Here is a 22,956-nt window from a genome sequence, read left to right on the forward strand (position 1 = left end):
GGTACCCTCCTATGGGCAGTATTGAGCAAGACACCATGCCGGTGATCAGCGACTTGCGTGACTTCGATCGCCGTTCCGGCAACCGGCTGGAACGATGGGTGTTCAACCACCGGCCGCTGTTTATGCTGTTGATGGCCGCGATCACCCTGGTACTGGGCTACATGATGGTAACCCGCCTGGAATTGCGCCCCAGCTTCGAGAAGATGATCCCGCAGAGTCAGCCGTACATTCAGAATTTCCTGGAGAACCGCCAATCGTTGCGCGGCCTGGGAAGCTCGGTACGGGTGGTGGTGGAGAACACCCAGGGCGACATCTTCGACCCCGAGTACCTGAACGTGCTCAAGCAGGTCAACGACGAACTGTTCCTCGCCGAGGGCGTCGATCGCGCCTGGATGAAATCGCTGTGGAGCCCGGCGGTGCGCTGGACCGAAGCCACCGAAGAAGGTTTCCAGGGCGGCCCGGTGATGCCCGATGCCTATCAGGGTACACCTCAAGATATCGAACAACTGCGCCAGAACATCAACCGCGCCGGCATTGTCGGCAGCCTGGTGGCCAGCGACTTCAAATCGACCATGCTCATTGTCCCGCTGCTGGACAAGGCCTCGGCCACCGGCAGCGGTATCAACTATCACCAGTTTTCACGGATGCTTGAAGAGCGCTTGCGCGACAAGATCGAGTTCGCCGGTGACAGCGCGGCGCGCAAGGCCGGGGAGGAGGGCACGGGGCACTACAAGGTGCGGGTGATCGGCTTCGCCAAACTGGTGGGTGACCTGATCGACGGCCTGATCCAGGTGATGATGTTCTTCGGCCTGGCGGTGGTCACCTCGCTGGTCATCATCTACCTCTACACCCGCTGTGTGCGCAGCACCTTGCTGGTGGTCGGCTGTTCGCTGATCGCGGTGGTCTGGCAATTGGGAATTGTCGCCTGGCTGGGTTACGCCATCGATCCTTACTCCGTGCTGGTGCCGTTCCTGATTTTCGCCATCGGCGTGTCCCACGCGGCGCAGAAGATGAACGGCATCATGCAGGACATCGCCCGAGGCACCCATAAACTGGTGGCGGCGCGTTATACCTTCCGTCGTCTGTTCATTGCCGGGGTTACCGCGCTGCTGGCCGACGCCGTCGGTTTCGCGGTGCTGATGCTGATCGACATTCCGGTGATCCAGGACCTGGCCATCACCGCCAGTATCGGCGTGGCGGTGCTGATCTTCACGTCGCTGTTGCTGATGCCGGTGGCGCTGTCGTACATCGGCGTGGGCAGCAAGGCCGCCGCCCGTGCATTGAAAATCGACACCCGGGCCGCCGAGCATCGGGGCTTTGGCAAGTTGTGGGACATGCTCGACCGCTTCACCACACCCAAATGGGCCACGGGCGCGGTCCTGGTCGCCCTGGTGCTGGGCGTTGGCGGCTTCATGGTCAGCCTGCAACTGAAGATCGGCGACCTCGACAGTGGCGCGCCGGAGCTGCGTGCCGACTCGCGCTATAACCGCGACAACGCCTACATCACCAGCCACTATGCGCTGTCCAGCGACCTGTTCGCGGTGATGATCAAGACCGCGCCCGAAGGTTGCCTGAATTACCAGACGCTGATCCTGGCCGATCGCCTGGCCTGGGCGTTGCAACAGCAACCGGGCGTGCAAGCCACGGCCTCGCTGGTCAACGCGGTGCGCCAGATCACCGCCGGTACCTTCGAAGGCAACCCCAAGCTCAACAGCATCCAGCGCAACCAGAACGTACTGAACTATGCGGCGCAACAGGCCTCGGTCAATGCGCCGGAGCTGTTCAACACCGACTGTTCGCTGATGCCGGTGATTGCTTTCCTCAAGGACCACAAGGCCGAGACCCTGGACGCGGTGGTGGCTGTCGCCGACCGGTTCGCCAGGGAAAACAGTACCGAGGATCGGCAGTTCCTGCTGGCCGCCGGCACTGCCGGGATTGAAGCGGCAACCAACATCGTGGTGCGTGAAGCCAACCACACCATGCTGCTTTACGTTTACGCGGCGGTGACGCTGTTTTGCCTGATCACCTTCCGCAGCTGGCGTGCAACCCTGGTGGCGCTGCTGCCGCTGGTGCTGACGTCGATCCTCTGCGAGGCGTTGATGGTCGCCATGGGCATCGGCGTAAAAGTGGCGACCCTGCCGGTCATCGCCCTGGGGGTCGGGATTGGTGTGGACTATGCGCTGTACTTGCTCAGCGTGCAGTTGCAATACCAGCGCCAGGGCATGCCCTTGGCACAGGCCTACCGCAACGCGGTGTCGTTCACCGGCCGGGTGGTGGGGCTGGTGGGCATCACTCTGGCAGCGGGTGTCGTGTGCTGGGCCTGGTCGCCGATCAAGTTCCAGGCCGACATGGGCATCCTGCTGACCTTCATGTTCCTGTGGAACATGCTCGGTGCCTTGATCCTGATTCCGGCGCTGTCGTTCTTTCTGCTGCGAAACATCACTCCCGTTCCGTCTACGTCCGCTGAACGTTCGACGGAGCTTGTCGGCGTCCACTCCTGAGCGTCCTCTCATAAGAGTGCCACTTCCATTGACCAGGGCATCGTCGATGCCCTGACATTGCCTGAGTATTTCAAACATGTCTGATTACCAAGCGCCGCTGCGCGACATCCGGTTCGTACTCAACGAAGTTTTCAATGTTTCCACGTTGTGGGCCGCCATGCCTGCCTTGGCCGAGGTGGTGGATCAAGACACCGCGAGCGCGGTGCTTGAAGAGGCCGGCAAAGTAGCCGCCGGCCTCATCGCCCCCCTCAATCGCAGTGGCGACGAGCAGGGCTGTTCCTGGAGTCACGGCGAGGTGACTACGCCTGACGGTTTTGTTGACGCCTACCGTGCCTTTGCCGAGGGTGGCTGGGTCGGCGTGGGCGGTGATCCGGCCTACGGCGGCATGGGCATGCCCAAGGCGATTTCGGCTCAGGTCGAGGAAATGGTCAACGCGGCCAATCTTTCCTTCGGCCTGTACCCGATGCTGACCGCCGGGGCTTGCCTGTCGATCAATGCCCACGCCAGCGAAGAGCTGAAAGCCGCCTATCTGCCGAACATGTATGCCGGGGTCTGGACCGGTTCCATGTGCCTGACCGAGCCGCACGCCGGCACCGACCTGGGGATCATCCGCACCAAGGCCGAGCCTCAGGCCGACGGTTCCTACAAGGTCAGCGGCACCAAGATCTTCATCACCGGCGGCGAGCACGACCTCACCGAAAACATCATCCATCTGGTGCTGGCCAAGCTGCCGGACGCGCCGGCGGGGCCGAAAGGCATTTCGCTGTTCCTGGTGCCCAAATTCCTGGTCAATGCCGACGGCAGCCTGGGTGCACGCAACCCGGTGAATTGCGGTTCGATCGAACACAAGATGGGCATCCAGGCATCGGCCACGTGCGTGATGAACTTCGATGAAGCCGTGGGTTATCTGGTCGGCGAGCCGAACAAAGGCCTGGCGGCGATGTTCACCATGATGAACTACGAACGCCTGGGCGTTGGTATCCAGGGCTTGGCCACGGCCGAGCGTTCTTATCAAAATGCGCTGGCTTACGCCCGTGACCGCCTGCAAAGCCGTTCCCCGACCGGCGCGCAGAACAAGGACAAGGTGGCCGACCCGATCATCGTCCACCCGGACGTGCGTCGCATGCTGCTGACCATGAAAGCTTCCAACGAAGGCGGCCGTGCTTTCTCGACCTACGTGGCGATGCAACTGGACACCGCCAAGTTCAGCGAAGACGCCACCACGCGCAAACGTGCGGAAGACCTGGTGGCGCTGCTGACCCCGGTGGCCAAGGCGTTCCTCACCGATCTTGGCCTGGAAACCACCGTGCACGGCCAGCAAGTGTTCGGCGGCCACGGCTACATCCGCGAATGGGGCCAGGAGCAACTGGTGCGCGACGTGCGTATCACCCAGATCTACGAAGGCACCAACGGCATTCAGGCGCTGGATTTGGTCGGGCGCAAGATCGTGGGTAACGGCGGCGCGGCCTACAAGCTGTTCGCCGATGAAATCCGCCACTTCACCACCACGGCGGGTACCGAGCTGGCGGAATTCGTCAAGCCGCTCGACGCGGCCCTGGATAACCTCGACGAACTGACCGCCTGGGTGCTGGATCGCTGCCAAAACAATCCGCAAGAGATCGGCGCCGCTTCGGTGGAGTACCTGCAAGTGTTCGGCTACACCGCCTACGCCTACATGTGGGCCTTGATGGCCAAGGCAGCTTTCGGCAAGGAGGCGCAGGACGAGTTCTATGCGAGCAAACTGGGCACGGCGCGGTTCTATTTCGCCCGTCTGTTGCCGCGGATCCACTCGTTGAGCGCCTCGGTGAAAGCCGGCAGCGAGTCGCTGTTTCTGCTCGACGCATCGCAGTTCTGATCAGCGACTATCCATGCGACTCGACCTCCTGTGGGAGCGAGCCTGCTCGCCAATGCAATGGGTCAGCTGACGACAATGCTGACTGACCCGACGCTTTCGCGAGCAGGCTCGCTCCCACAAGGGGCGCCGCATCGCAGCTCTGACAACCAACAGCATCAGGAAGAGTTCACTGTGGTGACCACAAAAATAATCGCGCCCGCGCAAGACGCCTACACCTATCCCTTGTTGATCAAGAGCCTGCTGCTCTCGGGCGGACGCTATTGCCCCGATCAGGAAATCGTCTACGCGGACAAGCTGCGCTACAACTACCAGACACTCAACGAACGGATAAAACGCCTGGCCGACGCGCTGACGAAAGCCGGGGTCAAGGCCGGGGATACCGTGGCTTTGCTGGATTGGGACAGCCACCGCTATCTGGAATGTTTTTTTGCCGTGCCGATGATCGGCGCCGTGCTGCACACGGTGAACATTCGCCTGTCCGCCGAGCAGGTGCTCTACACGATGAACCACGCCGAGGATGATCTGGTGCTGGTTCATGACGATTTCCTGCCGTTGATCGAGCAGATTCACGATCAGCTGACGACCGTCAAAGGCTTTGTCCAGCTCAGTGACGGCGAAGCGCCCGCGACCACGCTGCCGGTGGTGGGTGAATACGAATGCCTGCTGGCGGGTGCGAAACCGCATTTCGACTTCCCGGACTTCGATGAACACTCGGTAGCGACCCTGTTCTATACCACCGGCACCACCGGCGACCCCAAGGGCGTTTACTTCACCCATCGCCAGTTGGTGCTGCATACGCTCAACGCCGTCGGCACCCTCGGCGTGTACCAGGGCCTGCCGTTGCTGCGTTCCGATGACGTGTACATGCCCATTACCCCGATGTTCCACGTTCATGCCTGGGGCGTGCCCTATGTCGCGACCTTGATGGGGATCAAGCAGGTTTACCCCGGTCGCTACGAGCCCAATAGCCTGGTCCGTCTGTACCGCGAAGAAGAGGTCAGCTTTTCCCACTGCGTACCGACGATTCTGCAAATGATCCTGGGCTGTGACGAAGCGGCCCGAACCGATTTCAGTGGCTGGAAAATGCTCCTGGGCGGCAGCGCCTTGACCCACGGGCTCGCCGCCCAGGCAACGGAACGGGGTATGCGCGTGCACAGCGGATACGGGATGTCCGAGACCTGTCCATTGCTGTGCCTGTCCCACCTGAGCGACGCCGAACTTGCGCAACCGGCGCAAGATCAGGTGGCCGCGCGGATCAAGACCGGGGTGGCGGTGCCGATGGTCGACCTGCGGATCATCGATGCCGGCGGCAACGAGGTCGCTCAGGATGGCGAGGCGCTGGGCGAAATCGTGGTCCGTGCCCCGTGGTTGACCCAGGGTTACCTCAAAGCGCCCGAGCAAGGCGCGCAACTGTGGGAAAACGGCTGGATGCACACCGGCGACATTGCTTCGATCGATGCCCTGGGTGTCGTGGAAATCAAGGACCGGATCAAGGACGTGATCAAGACGGGCGGCGAGTGGATCAGCTCATTGGAGCTGGAAAGCCTGATCAGCGAGCATCCGGCCGTCACGTCGGTGGCGGTTGTCGGCATTCCTGATGCGCAGTGGGGGGAGCGGCCGGTGGCGCTGGTTGTTTGCGCGCCGGGACAGTGTCTTACCGAGTCAACGCTGGCGGCTCATTTGCTTCAATACGTCGAGAGCGGCCGCATCAACAAGTGGGCGATCCCGAGGCAGATCAGGGTGGTGGCGGACATACCGAAAACCAGTGTCGGGAAGATCAACAAGAAGCTGATCAGGGAGCAGGAGATGAGTCTGTAAGCGACGATGATCCACTGTGGGAGCGAGCCTGCTCGCGAAAGCGGTAGGTCAGTCAGCATGGATGTTGAATGATCAGCCGTCTTCGCGAGCAGGCTCGCTCCCACAGGGGGAGTGGGTTATTCCAGGTGTTCGGGCTTTACCGGGTCGCCGGATTTCATGTTCAACTGCACCCGCACATCTTCGAACATCGCGTCGTAGTACTTGTGAATCGACCCAATGCTGCTCAGCGCCTTGGGAATCCCGTACTTTTCCGCGATTTTCGTCACGTTGCTGGCGAAGTTGTAGGCCTGATCCTTGGGCAGGAAGAAGGGGTCGTTGACCTCTTTGCCCTGGATCGTGCCATGCATCTTGAACAGCATGCCTTTGCCTTCCTTGGGGTCCTGCGCCACCTCGTAGTCGATATGGATGTTGTAACTGACATCGTCCTTGTTCAGCGCGTGGCGCTCGATGTGCAAATGACCGGGCTCGAACGTAGCCATGTCGTCTCTCCTTTGAAGGTCTTGGAGAAGGGCAGACCCTGGATCTGCCCTGGGAGTTTATTTTTTTAAACGTAGCTGATGCCAGGTTTTTCCGTACTGATGCGGGTGCCGGCCTTGCCCTGCACAATCGCCTCGATATCCGAGAGCGAACCGATCACTGCGACTTTCCCCGTGTTGCGCGCAAACTCACAGGCGGCCTGGACCTTGGGCCCCATGGAACCGGCGGCGAAGCCGAGTTTTTCGATTTCATCGGGGTGGGCCTGGGCAATGGCTTTCTGGGTGGGTTTGCCGTAATCGATGAAAGCCGCATTAACGTCGGTGGCGATGACCAGCAAATCGCTTTCCAGCTGTTCGGCCAGCAGCGCCGAGCACAGGTCCTTGTCGATGACCGCTTCCACGCCTTCGAGCTTGCCCGGCGACGTATACATCGTCGGTATGCCGCCACCGCCGGCGCAGATCACAATGCTGTTTTTTTCCAGCAACCACTTGATCGGGCGAATCTCGAAAATGCGCTTGGGTTTGGGGCTGGCCACCACGCGCCGGAATTTGTCGCCGTCCGGGGCAATCGCCCAGCCTTTTTCGGCGGCGAGTTTCTCCGCTTCGGCTTTGGTATAGACCGGGCCGATGGGTTTGGTCGGATTCTGGAACGCCGGGTCATTGGCGTCGACTTCGACCTGAGTCAGCAGTGTGGCGAAAGGCACTTCGAAGGCCAGCAGGTTGCCCAGTTCCTGTTCGATGATATAGCCGATCATGCCTTCGGTTTCAGCGCCGAGCACGTCCAGCGGATAGGGGGAAACGGAAGTGTAGGCGGCCGCTTGCAGCGACAGCAGGCCGACCTGCGGACCGTTACCGTGGGCGATCACCAGTTGGTTGCCGGGGTGGATCTTGGCGATCTGTTCGGTGGCGATCCGGATGTTGGCACGCTGGTTGTCCGCCGTCATGGGTTCACCCCGGCGGAGCAGGGCGTTACCGCCCAGAGCAACGACGATACGCATGATGCAGTCCTTCTTAAAGAGAAGTAAGCGGTGACTCGGTCTCCTGTGGGAGCGAGCCTGCTCGCGAAAGCGGTGTGCCAGTCAACAACGATGTTGAATGATCCACCGTTTTCGCGAGCAGGCTCGCTCCCACAAAGAGCAAACCCGGGTGAGCCGTTAAAGATCAGCCAAAGTCGACACCAGAATCGCCTTGATGGTGTGCATGCGGTTTTCCGCTTGCTCGAAAGCGATGCAGGCCGGTGACTCGAACACGTCATCGGTCACTTCGATGCCGTTCTTCAAGTTCGGGTATTGCTCGGCAATTTGCTTGCCGACCTTGGTTTCGCTGTTATGAAACGCCGGCAAGCAGTGCATGAACTTGGTGCGCGGATTGCCGCTGGCCTTCATCAGTTCGGCGTTGACCTGGTACGGTAGCAATTGCTGGATGCGCTCGGCCCAGGCTTCGACGGGCTCGCCCATCGACACCCAAACGTCGGTGTGAATAAAGTCCACACCCTTGACCGCGGCTTTAGGGTCTTCGGTCAGGGTAATCCGGGCGCCGCTTTCTTCGCCGTATTGTTTGCAACGAGCCACCAGGTCGTCCGCCGGCCACAGGGCCTTCGGCGCGCAGATGCGCACGTCCATGCCCAGCTTGGCGCCGATCAGCAACAAGGAATTGCCCATATTGTTGCGAGCGTCGCCGAGATAGGCGTAGCTGATTTCATGGATCGGCTTGTCGGCATGTTCACGCATGGTCAGCACGTCGGCGATCATTTGCGTTGGGTGGTATTCATCGGTCAATCCGTTGAACACCGGCACGCCGGCAAACTTCGCCAGTTCCTCGACGATTTCCTGTTTAAAGCCACGGTATTCGATCGCGTCGTACATGCGCCCCAGCACGCGAGCGGTGTCCTTCATGCTTTCCTTGTGGCCGATCTGCGAGGAGTTCGGGTCGATGTAGGTGACGTTGGCGCCTTGGTCATAGGCCGCGACCTCGAACGCGCAGCGGGTGCGGGTCGAGGTTTTTTCGAAGATCAGCGCGATGTTGTTGCCCTTGAGGTGCTGTTGTTCGGTGCCGGTGTACTTGGCGCGCTTGAGGTCGCGGGACAGGTCGAGCAGATAGCGCAATTCGCGAGCGGTATGGTGTTCCAGGCTCAGCAAGTTGCGATTATGAATATTGAACGCCATTTTTTGATCTCCTAAGGTTTATAGGTCAGTAGTCAATCGGGTCGCGAATGATCGGGCAGGTCATGCAGTGGCCGCCGCCGCGTCCGCGCCCGAGTTCGCCGGCGCTGATGGTGATCACTTCCACACCGGCCTTGCGCAGCAGGGTGTTGGTGTAGGTGTTGCGGTCATAGCCAATGACCACGCCAGGTTCCACCGCCACCACGTTGTTGCCGTCGTCCCATTGCTCGCGTTCGGCAGCGAAGCTGTTGCCGCCGGTTTCCACCACGCGCAATTGCTTCAGATTCAAGGACTCGGCAACCACGTCGATGAACGATTTGTTTTCCCGTCGAACATCCATGCCATACGGTTTGCTGTCGTCGGGACGCAGGACAAATGGCACGATTTCCCGCACAACTTCCGGGAAGACCGTGACCAGATCGCGGTCGCAGAAGCTGAATACGGTGTCCAGGTGCATCGCCGCGCGGGATTTTGGCAAGCCGGCGACCACGACTTTTTCCACTGCGCCATTGTTGAACAGCGACTGCGCCAGCTGGGCGATGGCCTGACGGGATGTCCGTTCGCCCATGCCGATCAACACGACGCCGTTACCGATCGGCATGACGTCACCGCCCTCGAGTGTGGACTGACCGTGATCCTTGTCCGGATCGCCGTACCAGACTTCGAAGGAGGCGTTGGTGAACTCGGGGTGGAATTTGTAGATGGCGGTGGTCAGCAGGGTTTCCTGCCGCCGAGCCGGCCAGTACATCGGGTTGAGTGTTACGCCGCCGTAGATCCAGCAGGTGGTGTCGCGGGTGAACTGGGTGTTGGGTAATGGCGGCAACAGAAAGCTGGAGTGGCCCAGGTAATCGCGGTACATCTTGATCACGGCGGAGCCTTCGCTTTCCGGTAGATCCTCACCGGCCACGCCGCCGATGAGGAACTCGGCCAGCTTGCGTGGCTCCAGGCCTTCGAGCCAGCTGCGCACCTCGTTGGTCAGGCCGAGGCCTACAGTGTCGGAGGTGATCTTGCGATCCAGAATCCATTTAAGGGCTTCAGGGTTCTGGACTGTATCGGTCAGCAGGTTATGCATTTCCAGTACATCGATACCACGTTCGCGCATTTTGGTGACGAAATCGAAGTGATCGCGCTTGGCCTGATTGACCCAGATCACATCGTCGAAAAGCAACTCGTCGCAGTTGCTCGGGGTCAGCCGCTGATGGGCCAGTCCGGGAGAGCAAACCATGACTTTGCGCAATTTGCCGGCTTCGGAGTGAACGCCGTACTTAACTTTTTCCTTGGACATCACAGTAATCCTCCGGATGACAAATCATTTACTACAGGGTCAGGAAACCGTCATACAGCCCATAGGCGGCCACCAGGGCGCCTATGACGACGGCTGCGAAAATCAGCTTCTCGACGTGGGTGAAAACCGGTTTGTTGACTTCGAGCTTGGCCTTGGCGAACAGGATCGCGCCGGGGGCATAGAGCAGGGCGGACAGCAGCAGGTATTTGACGCCGCCGGCATAGATCAGCCAGATCGCGTAAATCAGTGCGATAGCGCCGATGAACAGGTCTTTCTGGCGTTCAGCCCCGGCGTTTTCATAACTCTCGCCACGCATTGCAAGAAGAAAGGCGTAGGCCGCCGACCACAGGTACGGCACCAGAATCATTGAGGTGGCGAGGTAAATCAGCGACAGGTAGGTGCTGGAGGAAAACAGGGTGATGATCAAGAACAACTGCACCATGGCGTTGGTCAGCCACAGGGCGTTGACCGGTACATGGTTGGCGTTTTCCTTTCGCAGGAACGCCGGCATGGTGTGGTCCTTGGCCGCGGCGAACATGATCTCCGCGCACAGCAGCACCCACGACAGCAGTGCCCCCAGTAGCGAAATGATCAGGCCGACGCTGATCAATATTGCACCCCAATCACCCACTACGTGCTTGAGCACGGCGGCCATCGACGGGTTCTGCAGTTTCGCCAGCTCCGGCTGGGTCATGATGCCCAGCGACAACACGTTCACCAAAACCAGGATCAGCAACACGGAAATGAAACCGATGACGGTGGCTTTACCGACATCACTGCGTTTTTCCGCACGCGCCGAGAAAATGCTCGCGCCTTCGATACCGATGAACACCCACACCGTGACCAGCATCATGTTGCGCACCTGGTTCATCACGCTGCCCAGGTCGGGGTTTTTCAAGCCCCAGATGTCGGCGGTGAAGATATCCAGCTTGAAAGCGAAGAGCGCAATCAGCACAAACAGCAGCAACGGTACGATCTTGGCTACCGTGGTCACCAGGTTGATGAACGCTGCTTCCTTGATCCCCCGCAACACGAGCCAATGCACGGCCCACAGCAGCACTGATGCGCCGATCACGGCGGCAGGCGTATTACCTTCTCCAAATACCGGAAAGAAGTAGCCCAGGGTGCTGAACAAGAGTACGAAGTAGCCGACGTTTCCCAGCCAGGCGCTGATCCAGTAGCCCCAGGCCGATGAAAAACCCATGTAGTCACCGAACCCGGCCTTGGCATAGGCGTAGACACCGCCATCAAGGTCAGGTTTGCGGTTGGCGAGGGTCTGGAAAACGAAGGCCAGAGTCAACATACCCACGGCGGTGATCGCCCAGCCGATCAGTACGGCACCGACGTCAGCGCTGGCGGCCATGTTCTGCGGCAAGGAGAAAATCCCGCCACCGATCATCGAGCCGACAACCAAGGCTATAAGTGCACCGAGACGCAATTTTCCGGGGGATTCTGACATGGTTGCCTCCATTGCGGGAAAAGAGAGAAAACAGAATAGTTTTCTTCACTAATCAAACACCTGACTTGGGTCAATGCCGGATCACCAAGGCGCGTCAATGACTGATTGAATAAAACTCAGTCGATAAGTATTGATGCCGAGGAAGCCCTTTCCAGAGGCCTTGGCAAAGTGTGGTTTCTATTTATGGGGTTCATTGAAGTTTAGACGCTAGTTTGTTTTCGTGTTTTGTAAAGTTCGGTTCAAGCCAATAGTGACTTTTATCTACTTCCAATAAGAACGCTATTAAATGCGACAGATTTAGCGTGATTAGGTATAAAAAATCCGCGATAAATGAACATTAATTGACGAACGTTATTACGCTTTAGCTGCTTAGCTTAAAACCAGTTTTGGACGGTTGCGTGACAGGCAGGGAGTACAGCGATGTCGGATCCGACGCAAAAGCTTCGCTTGAGTGCGCTGATCGCTCTGGTAGTGGGCTCCATGATCGGTGGCGGGATTTTCTCTTTGCCACAGAACATGGCGGAGCGAGCCGATGCCGGCGCCGTGCTGATCGGTTGGGCCATCACCGCCGTTGGTATGTTGACCCTGGCCTTCGTCTTTCAGACCCTGGCCAATCGCAAGCCGGAGCTGAACTCCGGCGTGTATGCCTACGCCAAGGCCGGGTTCGGCGATTACATGGGATTTTCCTCGGCCTGGGGCTACTGGATCAGCGCCTGGCTGGGCAATGTGGGCTACTTCGTACTCTTGTTCAGCACCCTCGGTTACTTCTTTCCGGTATTTGGCCAAGGCAACACACCGGTTGCCATTGGTTGCGCCTCGGTCTTGTTGTGGGCGGTGCACTTTCTGGTCATGCGCGGCATCAAGGAAGCGGCGTTCATCAATCAGCTGACCACCGTGGCCAAGGTCGTGCCGCTGATCATGTTTATTGTCATTGCCGCCGTGGCCTTCAAGGCCGACGTCTTTACCCGCGACATCTGGGGGCGCAGCAACCCCAACTTCGGCAGTGTGATGGACCAGGTACGCAACATGATGCTGGTGACGGTCTTCGTCTTCATTGGCATCGAAGGCGCCAGTGTCTATTCGGCCAGGGCAGAGAAACGTGAGGATGTCGGCCGGGCAACGGTCATCGGCTTTTTCGGCGTGCTGGCACTGCTGGTGATGGTGAACGTGTTGTCGCTGGGGATCATGAGCCAGCCGCAATTGGCCAACCTGCAGAACCCGTCGCTGGCCGCGGTGCTTGAACACATTGTCGGCCCCTGGGGAGCGTTGCTGATCAGCATCGGGTTGGCGATTTCCCTGCTCGGTGCCTTGTTGTCATGGGCGCTGCTGTGCGCCGAGATACTGTTCGCCACAGCGAAGGACCGGACCATGCCGGCCTTCCTGACCAGGGAAAACGCCAATCACGTGCCGGTCAATGCGTTGTGGCTGACCAATGGGATGATTCAGCTTTTCCTGCTGATCACACTGTTTTCCGCCGGTACCTACACCAGCCTGATCTACCTCGCGTCCTCGATGATCCTGGTGCCGTACCTGTGGTCGGCGGCGTATGCGGTGCTGTTGAGCGGGCGCGGCGAAACCTATGAAAATGCTTCGTCGGAACGGGCCAAGGATCTTTTGATCGGCGGCGTAGCGCTCGGTTACGCAACGTGGTTGTTGTATGCCGGCGGGGTGAAATACCTGCTGCTCTCGGCATTGCTGTACGCACCCGGAGTGATTTTGTTCGCCAAGGCCAAACATGAGCAAGGCCAGCCGTTGTTTACCCCTATCGAAAAGGCAATCTTCACCTGTGTGATCACCGGGGCCGGGCTGGCGGCTTATGGGTTGTATAACGGTCTTTTGTCGTTGTGAGCGCTGCGGAGGTTTCAAACTACACTGAAGTGGGGCTGGAAACGGCCTACCCTGTCAAAGCGGTTCAGTATCGGTTGGCAGGGGACCCGGACGGCAACACCAGGACCCGAGTCCGACGAGGTTGGACCCATGCAAAGCATTGCAGAAAAAAAGCGCGCACCGGTGCTCGATCCCATTGACCGCGTCTCGGAGGTGATCTTCGGCCTGCTCATGGCGATGACCTTCACCGGAACGATCAGCGTGGTGACGACGGATCAGGAAGCTGAACGGGTCATGATGATTGCCGCGCTCGGCTGCAACCTCGCCTGGGGGCTCGCCGATGCGGCCATGTATTTGCTGCGGGTGCTGATCGAGCGCAGTCGCAACCGCACACTGCTTGCCAGCCTGCGCGGCGGCGTGGATGCAACCACCGGGCAAACGCTGATTGCTGATGCGCTGCCACCGCGGATCGCTTCGGCGGCCGGCGCCGACGGGCTGGAAATGTTGCGCCAACGCTTGCTCGAGGCACCCGCCGCCTCAGCACCACGCCTTGGCACGGATGATTTCAAGGGCGCTTTTGGCGTGTTTTTGCTGGTCGTACTCTCGACGTTCCCGCTCGTGGTGCCTTTCATGGTGCTGGACCAGACAATGCTGGCGGTGCGCGTCTCCAATCTGATCGGCGTCGGGATGCTGTTCGTGGCGGGCTGGATTCTTGCGCGCTACGCAGGTGTAAGACCTTTGCTGGGCGCCATTACCCTGGCCATCGCCGGTTCGTTGCTGATCGTCGCGATCATCGCGCTCGGCGGTTGAACAGACATCATTCTTCAAGAGCCTGTAGCCGTACCGCAGGGTCGTCCCGTCGGTTGTCAGTGACCTGCATTCGTGAGGTATTGATCATGGCAAAAGATAAAAAAAACCCGCAGAAAAAGCCGTCCGCGCAAAGCCCGAAACTCAAGAACCAGGACTATCTGGATCAGTTGCGGCGCTTGCACGTTGAGCTGGTCAAGTTGCAGGAATGGGTCGTTAAAGAGGGCATCAAGGTCTGTATCGTCTTCGAAGGGCGCGACGGAGCCGGCAAGGGCGGGACGATCAAGGCACTGACCGACCGGGTCAGTCCGCGGGTCTTTCGCGTCGTCGCGTTGCCTGCGCCGACCGAACGCGAGAAGAGCCAGATGTACATGCAACGCTACCTGCCGCACCTGCCCGCGGCCGGCGAAGTGGTGATCTTCGACCGCAGTTGGTACAACCGCGCGGGCGTCGAGCGCGTAATGGGTTTTTGCACCGACGATCAGCTGGACAAGTTCCTGAAGTCGGTTCCCCTGGTGGAGCGCGCCATCGTCGAATCCGGTGTGATCCTGCTCAAGTACTGGCTGGAGGTCAGCCAGGAAGAACAGACCCGCCGACTCGAGGCGCGCATCAAGGACGGGCGCAAGATCTGGAAACTGTCACCGATGGACCTGAAGTCCTACAGCCGCTGGTATGAATACTCCCGTGCCCGCGACGACATGTTCCAGGCGACCGATACCGACTATGGGCCATGGTTGGTGGCCGATTCAAACGACAAACGCCGGGCCCGCCTCAACATCATCACCGACTTGCTCAGCCGCATTCCCTACAAAGATGTGAAGCGCGAACAGGTAACGTTGCCCAAGCGACAGAAACCGGGCGGTTACCGTGAACCGGATTACCCGTTCCGGCGCATTCCGGAAAAATTCTGAGTGCTCCGTTCAAGCGAATCTGCGTTTTTTTGACGAGGGGCTATGAGCCATTCAGATGCTTCGCCACCGCTGCCGGAACCGGGCCGGATCGCGCGCAAGGAGTCGGGCGCCGATCAAACCGGCTGGCGCCGCTGGCTGCCGGGGCTGCGAACCCTGCGCAGTTACAAGATGGCGTGGTTGCAGCACGATATCGTCGCCGGCCTGGTGCTGACCACCATGCTGGTGCCGGTCGGTATCGCCTACGCCGTGGCCTCGGGCGTACCCGGCATCTATGGGCTGTATGCGACCATCGTTCCGTTGCTGGCTTATGCGCTGTTCGGTCCCAGCCGGATTCTGGTACTGGGCCCGGACTCGTCATTGGCGGCGGTGATCCTCGCCGTGATCTTGCCGTTGTCCGGCGGCGATCCGCAGCGTGCGGTGGCCCTGGCGGGCATGATGGCGATCGTGTCCGGTACGGTGTGCATCCTGGCCGGCGTGGCGCGGCTGGGTTTTATTACCGAGTTGCTGTCCAAACCCATCCGCTATGGCTACATGAACGGCATCGCGCTGACGGTGCTGATCAGCCAACTGCCCAAGCTATTCGGCTTCTCGATCGAAACCGACGGTCCCCTGAGAAACCTCTGGGCCATCGTTTCGGCGGTGATGGCGGGCAAGACTCATTGGGTCACGTTTGCAGTCGGCGCGGCGACCCTGGTGGTGATCCTGCTGCTCAAGGACAAAAAACGCGTGCCAGGCATCCTGATCGCCGTGGTGGCGGCCACCGTCGCCGTGGGGATGCTGGATCTGGCGGCGCAAGGTGTGGCGGTACTCGGCTCACTGCCACAAGGCTTGCCGGCGTTTGACATTCCCTGGATCACCCGCGCCGATATCGTCCCGGTGTTGATCGGCGGTTGCGCCGTCGCCCTGGTCTCGTTCGCCGACACCAGCGTATTGTCACGAGTCTACGCGGCGCGCACCCGGACCTACGTCGACCCGAACCAGGAGATGGTCGGGCTGGGTATCGCCAACCTGGCGGGCGGTTTGTTCCAGGGCTTCCCGATCAGCAGCAGTTCATCGCGCACCCCTGTGGCCGAGGCGGCGGGGGCCAGAACCCAACTGACCGGTGTCGTCGGCGCGCTGGCGGTTGCCCTATTGCTGATGGTGGCCCCGGACCTGTTGCAGAACCTGCCCACCAGCGCGTTGGCGGCGGTGGTGATCGCCTCGGCCATCGGCCTGATCGAAGTCAGCGACCTGCGCCGCATCTACCGCATGCAGCGCTGGGAGTTCTGGCTGTCGATCGTCTGTACGGTGGGCGTGGCGGTGCTGGGGGCGATCGAGGGCATCGGCCTGGCGATTGTCATCGCGGTCATCGAATTCCTGTGGGATGCCTGGCGGCCGTACTCTGCGGTCCTTGGACGGGCCGAGGGCGTGCAGGGCTATCACGACACCAAACGCTATCCCGACGCGCGCCTGATCCCCGGCCTGGTGCTGTTTCGCTGGGATGCACCGTTGTTTTTCGCCAATGCCGAACTGTTCCATGACCGGGTACTGGACGCCGTGGCCGACTCGCCCACGCCCGTGCGCTGGCTGGTGGTGGCGGCGGAGCCGGTCACCAGTGTCGACGTGACGTCTGCCGACATGCTGGCCGAACTGGACGAAACCTTGCACGCGGCGGGCATCGAATTGTGCGTGGCCGAGATGAAGGATCCGGTCAAGGACAAGCTCAAGCGCTTCGGACTGTTCACGCGGTTTGGCGAAGACGCGTTTTTTGCGACCTTGGGCGCTGCGGTCAGCCGTTATCTTGAACTTCATCCGGTGGAGTGGGAGCAGGAGGATCGGGAATAGCCCGCGCGCAATCTCCACCTGTAGGAGCGAGCTTGCTCGCGAAGAACGTGAACGATAACGCGTAAAATCAGATGGCCAGTGGCGCCTTTAGGTTTTTCGCGAGCAAGCTCGCTCCTACAGTAGTGCAAGTCGGGTTATTTGCCGGACACGCTCAGCTCATCGGCCTTGCTCACCCACCCACCACCCGTTGCCTTGTACAAATCAATCATGGACGTGAACACCAAGGCTCGTGTCCGGGTGTAGTTCAACTCGGCATCGAACAGGCTGCGCTCGGCGTCCAGCACCTCGATGTAGTCGGTGTAGCCGTTGTCGTAGCGCAGCCGCGCGAACCGCGCGTAGGTTCGCAGCGCGTCGACCTGCCGCCCCTGGGAGGCCATCTGCTCGCGGGATTTACTGGACGCGATCAAGGCGTTTTCCACATCCCTGAAGGCCGATTGAATGGCCTGCTGGTACGTCAGCAAGGCTTGTTGCTGGAACGCTTCTGCCTGTTGCACCTGCCCGGCGATGCCGCCGGCGGTGAAGATCGGCATGCTCGCGGCCACGCCATAGGACCAGGTGGCGGCGGGCCCGGTGAACAGGTCCGAGAGCTGGTTGCTGACCGAACCCAGCAGGCCGGTCAGGGAAATCGTCGGGAAATACTGGGCCTTGGCGGCGCCGATCAGGGCGTTGGCCGAGATCAGGTTCAGCTCGGCCTGGCGCAGGTCGGGTCGCCGTTCCAGCAGGTCCGAAGGCAGGCCCGCCGGCACCGATGGAAGGACCAGTTGCCCCAGGTCACGCCCGCGAATGATCGGCCCCGGATTGCGGCCAAGCAGAACGGCCAACGCGTTTTCCTGCTGCGCCACCAGCGGTTCGAATTGCGCCACCGAGGCCAGGGTCCGCTCATATTCGGATTGGTTCTGCGCCAGTTCCATTTCGGAAATGGTGCCGGCGCCGTAGCGCAGTTTGAAAATCTCGTAGGAATCTCCACGCACCTTGGCGGTGGTGCGGGCAATTTCCAGTTCCCGGTCCAGATCGCGCAGGGTCACGTAACTCGACGCCACCGAGGAGACCAGGCTCAACAGGACGCTGCGGCGACCTTCTTCCGAGGCCAGCAGATCGGCCCGGGCGGATTCGCTGAGGCGGCGCAAACGGCCCCAGATATCCAGTTCCCAGTTCACACTGAGGATGGCCTGATAGTTGTTGAACACCGGGTCGACGGAGGAATCCAGCGGCACCGGACCGTTGTCCCGTGGCGAACGGGTCCGCTGGCCCTGGGCGCCGAGCCCGACTTGCGGGAACAACAGCGAACGTGTCTCGCCATAACGGCCCTGGAACTGCTCCACCCGCGCGGCGGCGATCTTGATGTCCTTGTTTTCGAGCAATGCAGTGCGGATCAGATCGTTGAGGACCGGGTCCCGGAATTGCTCCCACCACAGCGTGTTGGACAGGTCCCTGGCTTCCTTGTCCGCATAGCGATAAGCCGCGGGGGTGTCGATTTCCGGGTGTTGGTAATCCGGCCCCACCATGCAACCGGCCAGGCCCAGGCACAACAACAGTGGAAGAGGGGGCTTGCGCATCTCAGTCCCCCTCATGCCGGTTCTGCGCCGCGCCGTCGGGGAGCTGCGCAGACGACGTTTGAGCGGATGTCTGGGGTTCGTCCTTTTTCGCGAACATCCGCTCCACCAGGTAGTAGAACAAGGGAATGAAGAAGATCGCGATCACCGTCGCCGCCAACATCCCGCCGATCACCCCGGTACCGATGGAGTGGCGGCTGTTCTCGGAGGCGCCGACGGCAATGGCCAGCGGCACGCAGCCGAGGATGAACGCCAGTGACGTCATCACGATAGGCCGCAGACGCTCCTTCGCCGCCGTCATTGCCGCGTCATAGGCCGACATGCCGTTTTCCCGGTTCAATACGGCGAACTCGAAAATCAGGATGGCGTTTTTCGCCGCCAGCGCCACCAGCATGGTCAGGCCGATCTGGAAATACACGTCATTGCTCAAGCCCCGGATGAGCACTGCCAGCAGCGCACCGAACAACGCGAACGGTACCGCCAGCAGTACGCCGACGGGCAGGGACCATTTTTCGTACTGCGCCGCGAGGATCAGGAACACCATCACCAGGCCGAAGATGAACACCCGGGACGAGGCGCCACCGCTCTTTTTCTCCTCGAACGCCTCACCGCTCAAGGCCAGCGAATAGTCATTGGTCATGATCTCGGCGCTGATTTCCTCCAGGGCTGCCAGTGCCTGGCCGGAACTGTAGCCGGGCGCCGCGTTGGCCGTGAGTTTTACCGCCGGGAAGTTGTTGAAACGGGTCAGCAGGTCGGGCCCGGTGACGTAGCGGGTGGTCAGCACGGCCTTCAGCGGCACCATGCCGAGGTTTTTGCTGCGCACGTAGATCTGTTGCAGGTCCTCGGCCTTGAGGCGATAGGACGGCTCGGCCTGCAGGATGACCTGCCACAACCGGCTGAATTTGTTGAATTGCGAAACGTACAGCGAGCCGAACATGGTCTGCATGGCGCTGTAGACATCTTCCACCGGCACGCCCAGGGTCTCGGCCTTTTCCCGGTCCACGTCGACCATCAGCTGCCGGGAGTGCACGTTGAAGGTGGAGGTGATGGCGCCGAGTTCCGGGCGCTGCCGGGCCTTGGCCACAAGGTTGCCGACCATTTCCGCCAGTTGGTCGATGCTGTCGTCGCCCTTGCTCTGCACCCAGACCTCCATGCCGCCGGTGGTGCCCAGGCCGGGAATGGACGGCGGGTTGACCGGCAGAATGATCCCGCCCTGAACCGTGGAAAACGCATGGGCGGCTTTCTGGATGACCGCCGGGGCGCTCTGTTCCTTGATGGTGTCCGAGTCCTTGTAACGCCCTTCGAAATCCTTGAAGCCGACGAAGAAGGCGGCGGCGTTGTTCTTGTTCTGGCCGTCCAGCAGGCTGTAACCGTTGACGATGGCCACGCCTTCGACGGACGGATCGTTCATGAAGAAGTCACTGGCCACCTTGCCGACCTCGCCGGTGCGATCCAGGCTCGCCGCATCGGGCATGATGATGGCCCCCAGCAAATAGCCCTGGTCTTCCGGCGGCAGGAAGGCACTGGGGATGCGCTGGCCCATCAATACAATCAGCACAATCATGCCGGCAAACAGCAACAGTGCCAGCACAAAGCGCTTGATCATGAACGCCACCGCGTTGGAGTAGCCCTCGGTCATGCGTTCGAAGCTGCGTTCGAACCAGCGAAAAAAGGCATTTTTGTCGCCGTGCTGAGGCTTGAGCAGCAACGCGGCCAAGGCAGGCGACAGGGTCAGGGCCACCAGGCCGGAGATCACCACGGAAATGGCAATGGTGATCGCGAACTGTTTATACAGCTGGCCGGTGATGCCACCCATGAACGCCACCGGGATGAACACCGCACACAGCACCAGCACGATGGCCACCACCGGCCCGGCCACTTCGTCCATCGCGCGCTTGGCCGCGTCCTTGGGGTTCATCTTGTGCACGTGCATGTTGCGTTCGACGTTTTCGATCACCACGATCGCGTCGTCCACCACGATACCGATGGCCAGCACCATGCCGAACAATGTCAGCATGTTCACCGAAAATCCCAGCGCCGACATGCCGATGAACGTACCGACGATGGACACCGGTACCGCCAGCACCGGGATCAGGGTGGCACGCAGGCTCTGCAGGAACAGGTAGACCACGATGACCACCAGCACCAGGGCTTCGAAGAAGGTGTGGATCACCTCGGAAATCGACGCACGGGTGAAGGCCGTGGTATCCATCACGATCTTGTATTCGATGCCTTCGGGAAAGGTCGCCTTCATGTCCGCCAGGGTCTTGGTCACGGCGGCGGAAACGTCGAGGGCGTTGGCGCCGGGTTGCTGATACACGGCAATCAAGGTCGCCGGGCCGCCCTGGTAGGTGCTGCGCAGCGAGTAGTCTTTCTGCCCGAGTTCGGCACGCCCGACATCCCGGAGGCGAACGATGGCGGCGCCGTCGTTGCTGGCGCGCAAGATGATGTTCTCGAACTCCACCGGCTCGGTCAGACGCCCCTTGGTGGTCACGGCGAACGACTGTTCGACGGCTTGCCCCGTGGGGGATTGCCCGACCCGGCCGACCGCGAACTGCTGGTTCTGGTTGGCCACGGCTTTCTGCACGTCTGCGGCGGTGATGCCCAGTTGGGCCATGCGGTCAGGCTTGAGCCAGATGCGCATGGCGTAGTCCGGGGTGCCGAAAATACTGGCCTGGTTGGCACCGGGGATGCGCTTGATCGCATCCAGGATGTAGAGGTTGGCGTAGTTCGCCACGTAGGTGCTGTCATAGCGGTCGCCGGCGGAGTACACCGCCAGGACCATCATGAAGGCTGACGACTTCTTCTGCACCTGAATGCCCTGGCTCTGCACCGCGGAGGGCAGTTGCGGCAGGGCCAGGTTGACCCGGTTCTGCACATCCACCTGGGCCAGGGAAGGATCGGTGCCGATCTCGAAGAACACGTTGAGGGTCATGTTGCCCGTCGCGGAGCTCGACGAGTTCATGTAGATCATGTTGTCGGCGCCGTTGACCTGCTGTTCGATCGGCGCGGCCACGTTATTGGCCACCACCTGCGCATCGGCACCGGGGTAGGTGGCCGCGACGGTGATCTGCGGTGGCGTGATGTCCGGGTATTGGGCGACAGGCAGCTGGAGCATGGCCACAGCGCCGGCCAGGGTGATGATGATGGAAATCACCGAGGCGAAGATCGGCCGGTCGATGCAATAGTGGGAGATGCTCATGGCGCTTTTCCGCCGGTCGTACCTTTCGTACCGGCTTTCACCGTTTCGCCTTCGGCGGCGGGTGGCGCAGTGGTGCCGGCCGCGTCGACGATATTCAACGGCCCTCCGGGTGTGACCCTGATCGCGCCATCGACCACGATGCGCTCACCGGCGCGCAAGCCCTTGCTGATGAACCAGTTATCGCCTTGCCATTCACCCACTTCGACCACCCGTTGTTCGGGCTTGCCCTCGGCATCGAGTACCCAGACGAAATGGCTCCTGGCCCCCTCGAGCACGGCTTTCTGCGGCACCAGAATGGCATTGGGCCGGGTAGCGCCCTTGGCCAGCGCCCTGACGAACTGACCGGGACGCAGCAGTCCTTTCGGATTGGCCAGCACCGCCCGAACCAGAAAGGTACCGGTTTCCTGGCTGAACGATGGCGCGAGAAAATTCACCTTGCCGCGATCAGGCACCACGGTGCCATCGGCCAACACCACTTCGACTTCAAAATCGCTGCTGGCCGGGAATTTGAGTCGCCCGGCGCTGATCTCGTCGCGGTATTTCAGTGTTTCGTTTTCCGAGAGGCTGAAGTTGACGTACATCGGGTCCATCTGTGACACCGAGGTCAGCAGGCCCGACTCACCCGGTGTTACGTAACTGCCATCCTGTTTTTTCGCATAGCTGGAAAGGCCGGTGAGCGGGGAGGTGATGGTGGTGTAGCTGAGATTCAGCTGTGCGGTGCGTACCACGCCCTCTGCGGCCAGTACGGCGGCGCGGGTTTCCCTCTCTTCACCGACGGAATTGTCCAGGTCCATCTTGCTGACCGCGTTCTGTGCCGCCAGTGGACGGACCCGGGCCAGCGCCGCCTTGGCGACTTCCCAGCGCGCCTGCTGCTGCGCCAGTTGTCCCTGGGCCGACAGCAGCGCGGCCTCGAAGGGTTTGCGGTCCATCTGGAACAGCGTTTGCCCGGCTTTCACCAAATCGCCTTCAGTGTACAGCCGTCGATCCAGGAAGCCGGCGACGCGGGCACGGATTTCCACTTCGCGGGAACTCTGGGTCTGGGCGACGAACTCGAAAGTCACCGGGGTATCGCGGGCGGTGACCGTCATCACGGTGACATCGGGAGGCTTGCGCGCCGGGGACACCGGTTCTTTGCCACAGCCGGCCAACAGGACGAAAACTCCCAGCAGACAGGCAATGGGTAAGCCGTTACCGCTGGAATATGCGACGCCGCCCATGCCCGTTCTCCATGAAGGTCGATCAAGGAAGCGTAGCTAGCATTGCTTCAGAAACCAGT

15 protein-coding genes are annotated in these 22,956 nt (G+C 60.7%); 7 read left to right on the top strand and 8 right to left on the bottom strand.

All coding sequences use genetic code 11. The features are described from left to right. Nucleotides 1-11: 11 nt before the first annotated feature. From CKW21_RS12510 to CKW21_RS12520, 3 genes are all read left to right on the top strand, one after another. On the top strand, nt 12-2,501 hold the full coding sequence (locus CKW21_RS12510; RefSeq protein WP_095194276.1) for an RND family transporter: 2,490 nt from the start codon (nt 12-14) through the stop codon (nt 2,499-2,501). Nucleotides 2,502-2,577: 76 nt separating this feature from the next. Next, nucleotides 2,578-4,356, top strand: coding sequence for an acyl-CoA dehydrogenase C-terminal domain-containing protein (locus CKW21_RS12515; protein ID WP_095194277.1), 1,779 nt, complete (start codon nt 2,578-2,580; stop codon nt 4,354-4,356). A 171-nt stretch (nt 4,357-4,527) separates the two neighbouring features. Beyond that, on the top strand, nt 4,528-6,174 hold the full coding sequence (locus CKW21_RS12520) for a fatty acid--CoA ligase (protein ID WP_095194278.1): 1,647 nt from the start codon (nt 4,528-4,530) through the stop codon (nt 6,172-6,174). Between the two features lie 116 nt (nt 6,175-6,290). On the opposite strand, the gene CKW21_RS12525 is transcribed toward CKW21_RS12520, so the two are convergent. The 5 genes from CKW21_RS12525 to arcD (CKW21_RS12545) all read right to left on the bottom strand — a co-directional run bounded on the left by CKW21_RS12525 (nt 6,291) and on the right by arcD (CKW21_RS12545) (nt 11,556). Further along, entirely contained in the window at nt 6,291-6,653 is a 363-nt protein-coding gene (locus tag CKW21_RS12525; protein ID WP_095194279.1) for a DUF5064 family protein, read from the bottom strand. Between the two features lie 65 nt (nt 6,654-6,718). Further along, nucleotides 6,719-7,648 carry a carbamate kinase gene (arcC, locus tag CKW21_RS12530; RefSeq protein ID WP_095194280.1) on the bottom strand — a complete coding sequence of 310 codons (930 nt, stop codon included), beginning with the start codon at nt 7,646-7,648 and terminating at the stop codon, nt 6,719-6,721. Between the two features lie 156 nt (nt 7,649-7,804). After that, complete coding sequence (locus CKW21_RS12535) at nt 7,805-8,815, bottom strand: ornithine carbamoyltransferase (protein WP_095194281.1); 1,011 nt, start codon at nt 8,813-8,815, stop codon at nt 7,805-7,807. Between the two features lie 25 nt (nt 8,816-8,840). After that, nucleotides 8,841-10,097 (bottom strand): arginine deiminase, encoded by a 1,257-nt coding sequence (gene arcA / locus CKW21_RS12540; RefSeq protein WP_095194282.1) that lies wholly within the window; start codon nt 10,095-10,097, stop codon nt 8,841-8,843. 31 nt (nt 10,098-10,128) lie between these two features. Beyond that, nucleotides 10,129-11,556 (bottom strand): arginine-ornithine antiporter, encoded by a 1,428-nt coding sequence (gene arcD / locus CKW21_RS12545; protein ID WP_095194283.1) that lies wholly within the window; start codon nt 11,554-11,556, stop codon nt 10,129-10,131. 420 nt (nt 11,557-11,976) lie between these two features. On the opposite strand from arcD (CKW21_RS12545), the gene arcD (CKW21_RS12550) reads away from it, so the two are divergent. The 4 genes from arcD (CKW21_RS12550) (at nt 11,977) to CKW21_RS12565 (ending at nt 16,925) form a co-directional block, all read left to right on the top strand. Continuing rightward, nucleotides 11,977-13,404 carry an arginine-ornithine antiporter gene (gene arcD, locus CKW21_RS12550; protein ID WP_095194284.1) on the top strand — a complete coding sequence of 476 codons (1,428 nt, stop codon included), beginning with the start codon at nt 11,977-11,979 and terminating at the stop codon, nt 13,402-13,404. A 129-nt stretch (nt 13,405-13,533) separates the two neighbouring features. Further along, on the top strand, nt 13,534-14,193 hold the full coding sequence (locus tag CKW21_RS12555; protein ID WP_095194285.1) for a hypothetical protein: 660 nt from the start codon (nt 13,534-13,536) through the stop codon (nt 14,191-14,193). 86 nt (nt 14,194-14,279) lie between these two features. After that, nucleotides 14,280-15,101: a polyphosphate kinase 2 gene (ppk2, locus tag CKW21_RS12560; protein ID WP_095194286.1), complete on the top strand. Its 822-nt coding sequence runs from the start codon at nt 14,280-14,282 to the stop codon at nt 15,099-15,101. Nucleotides 15,102-15,143: 42 nt separating this feature from the next. Continuing rightward, entirely contained in the window at nt 15,144-16,925 is a 1,782-nt protein-coding gene (locus CKW21_RS12565; RefSeq protein ID WP_095194287.1) for a SulP family inorganic anion transporter, read from the top strand. Between the two features lie 134 nt (nt 16,926-17,059). On the opposite strand, the gene CKW21_RS12570 is transcribed toward CKW21_RS12565, so the two are convergent. Genes CKW21_RS12570 through CKW21_RS12580 form a run of 3 tightly spaced genes read right to left on the bottom strand, consistent with a single transcriptional unit; the run spans nt 17,060 to nt 22,897 of the window. Further along, nucleotides 17,060-18,481, bottom strand: a complete 1,422-nt coding sequence (locus CKW21_RS12570; RefSeq protein ID WP_095194288.1) for an efflux transporter outer membrane subunit — start codon at nt 18,479-18,481, stop codon at nt 17,060-17,062. 1 nt (nt 18,482) lies between these two features. Next, nucleotides 18,483-21,680 carry an efflux RND transporter permease subunit gene (locus tag CKW21_RS12575; RefSeq protein WP_095194289.1) on the bottom strand — a complete coding sequence of 1,066 codons (3,198 nt, stop codon included), beginning with the start codon at nt 21,678-21,680 and terminating at the stop codon, nt 18,483-18,485. After that, nucleotides 21,677-22,897, bottom strand: a complete 1,221-nt coding sequence (locus tag CKW21_RS12580) for an efflux RND transporter periplasmic adaptor subunit (RefSeq protein ID WP_095194290.1) — start codon at nt 22,895-22,897, stop codon at nt 21,677-21,679. The genes CKW21_RS12575 and CKW21_RS12580 overlap by 4 nt, the downstream gene beginning before the upstream one ends. Nucleotides 22,898-22,956 lie beyond the last annotated feature (59 nt).

It is taken from the genome of Pseudomonas sp. Irchel 3A7, assembly GCF_900187565.1.
GTDB lineage: Bacteria > Pseudomonadota > Gammaproteobacteria > Pseudomonadales > Pseudomonadaceae > Aquipseudomonas.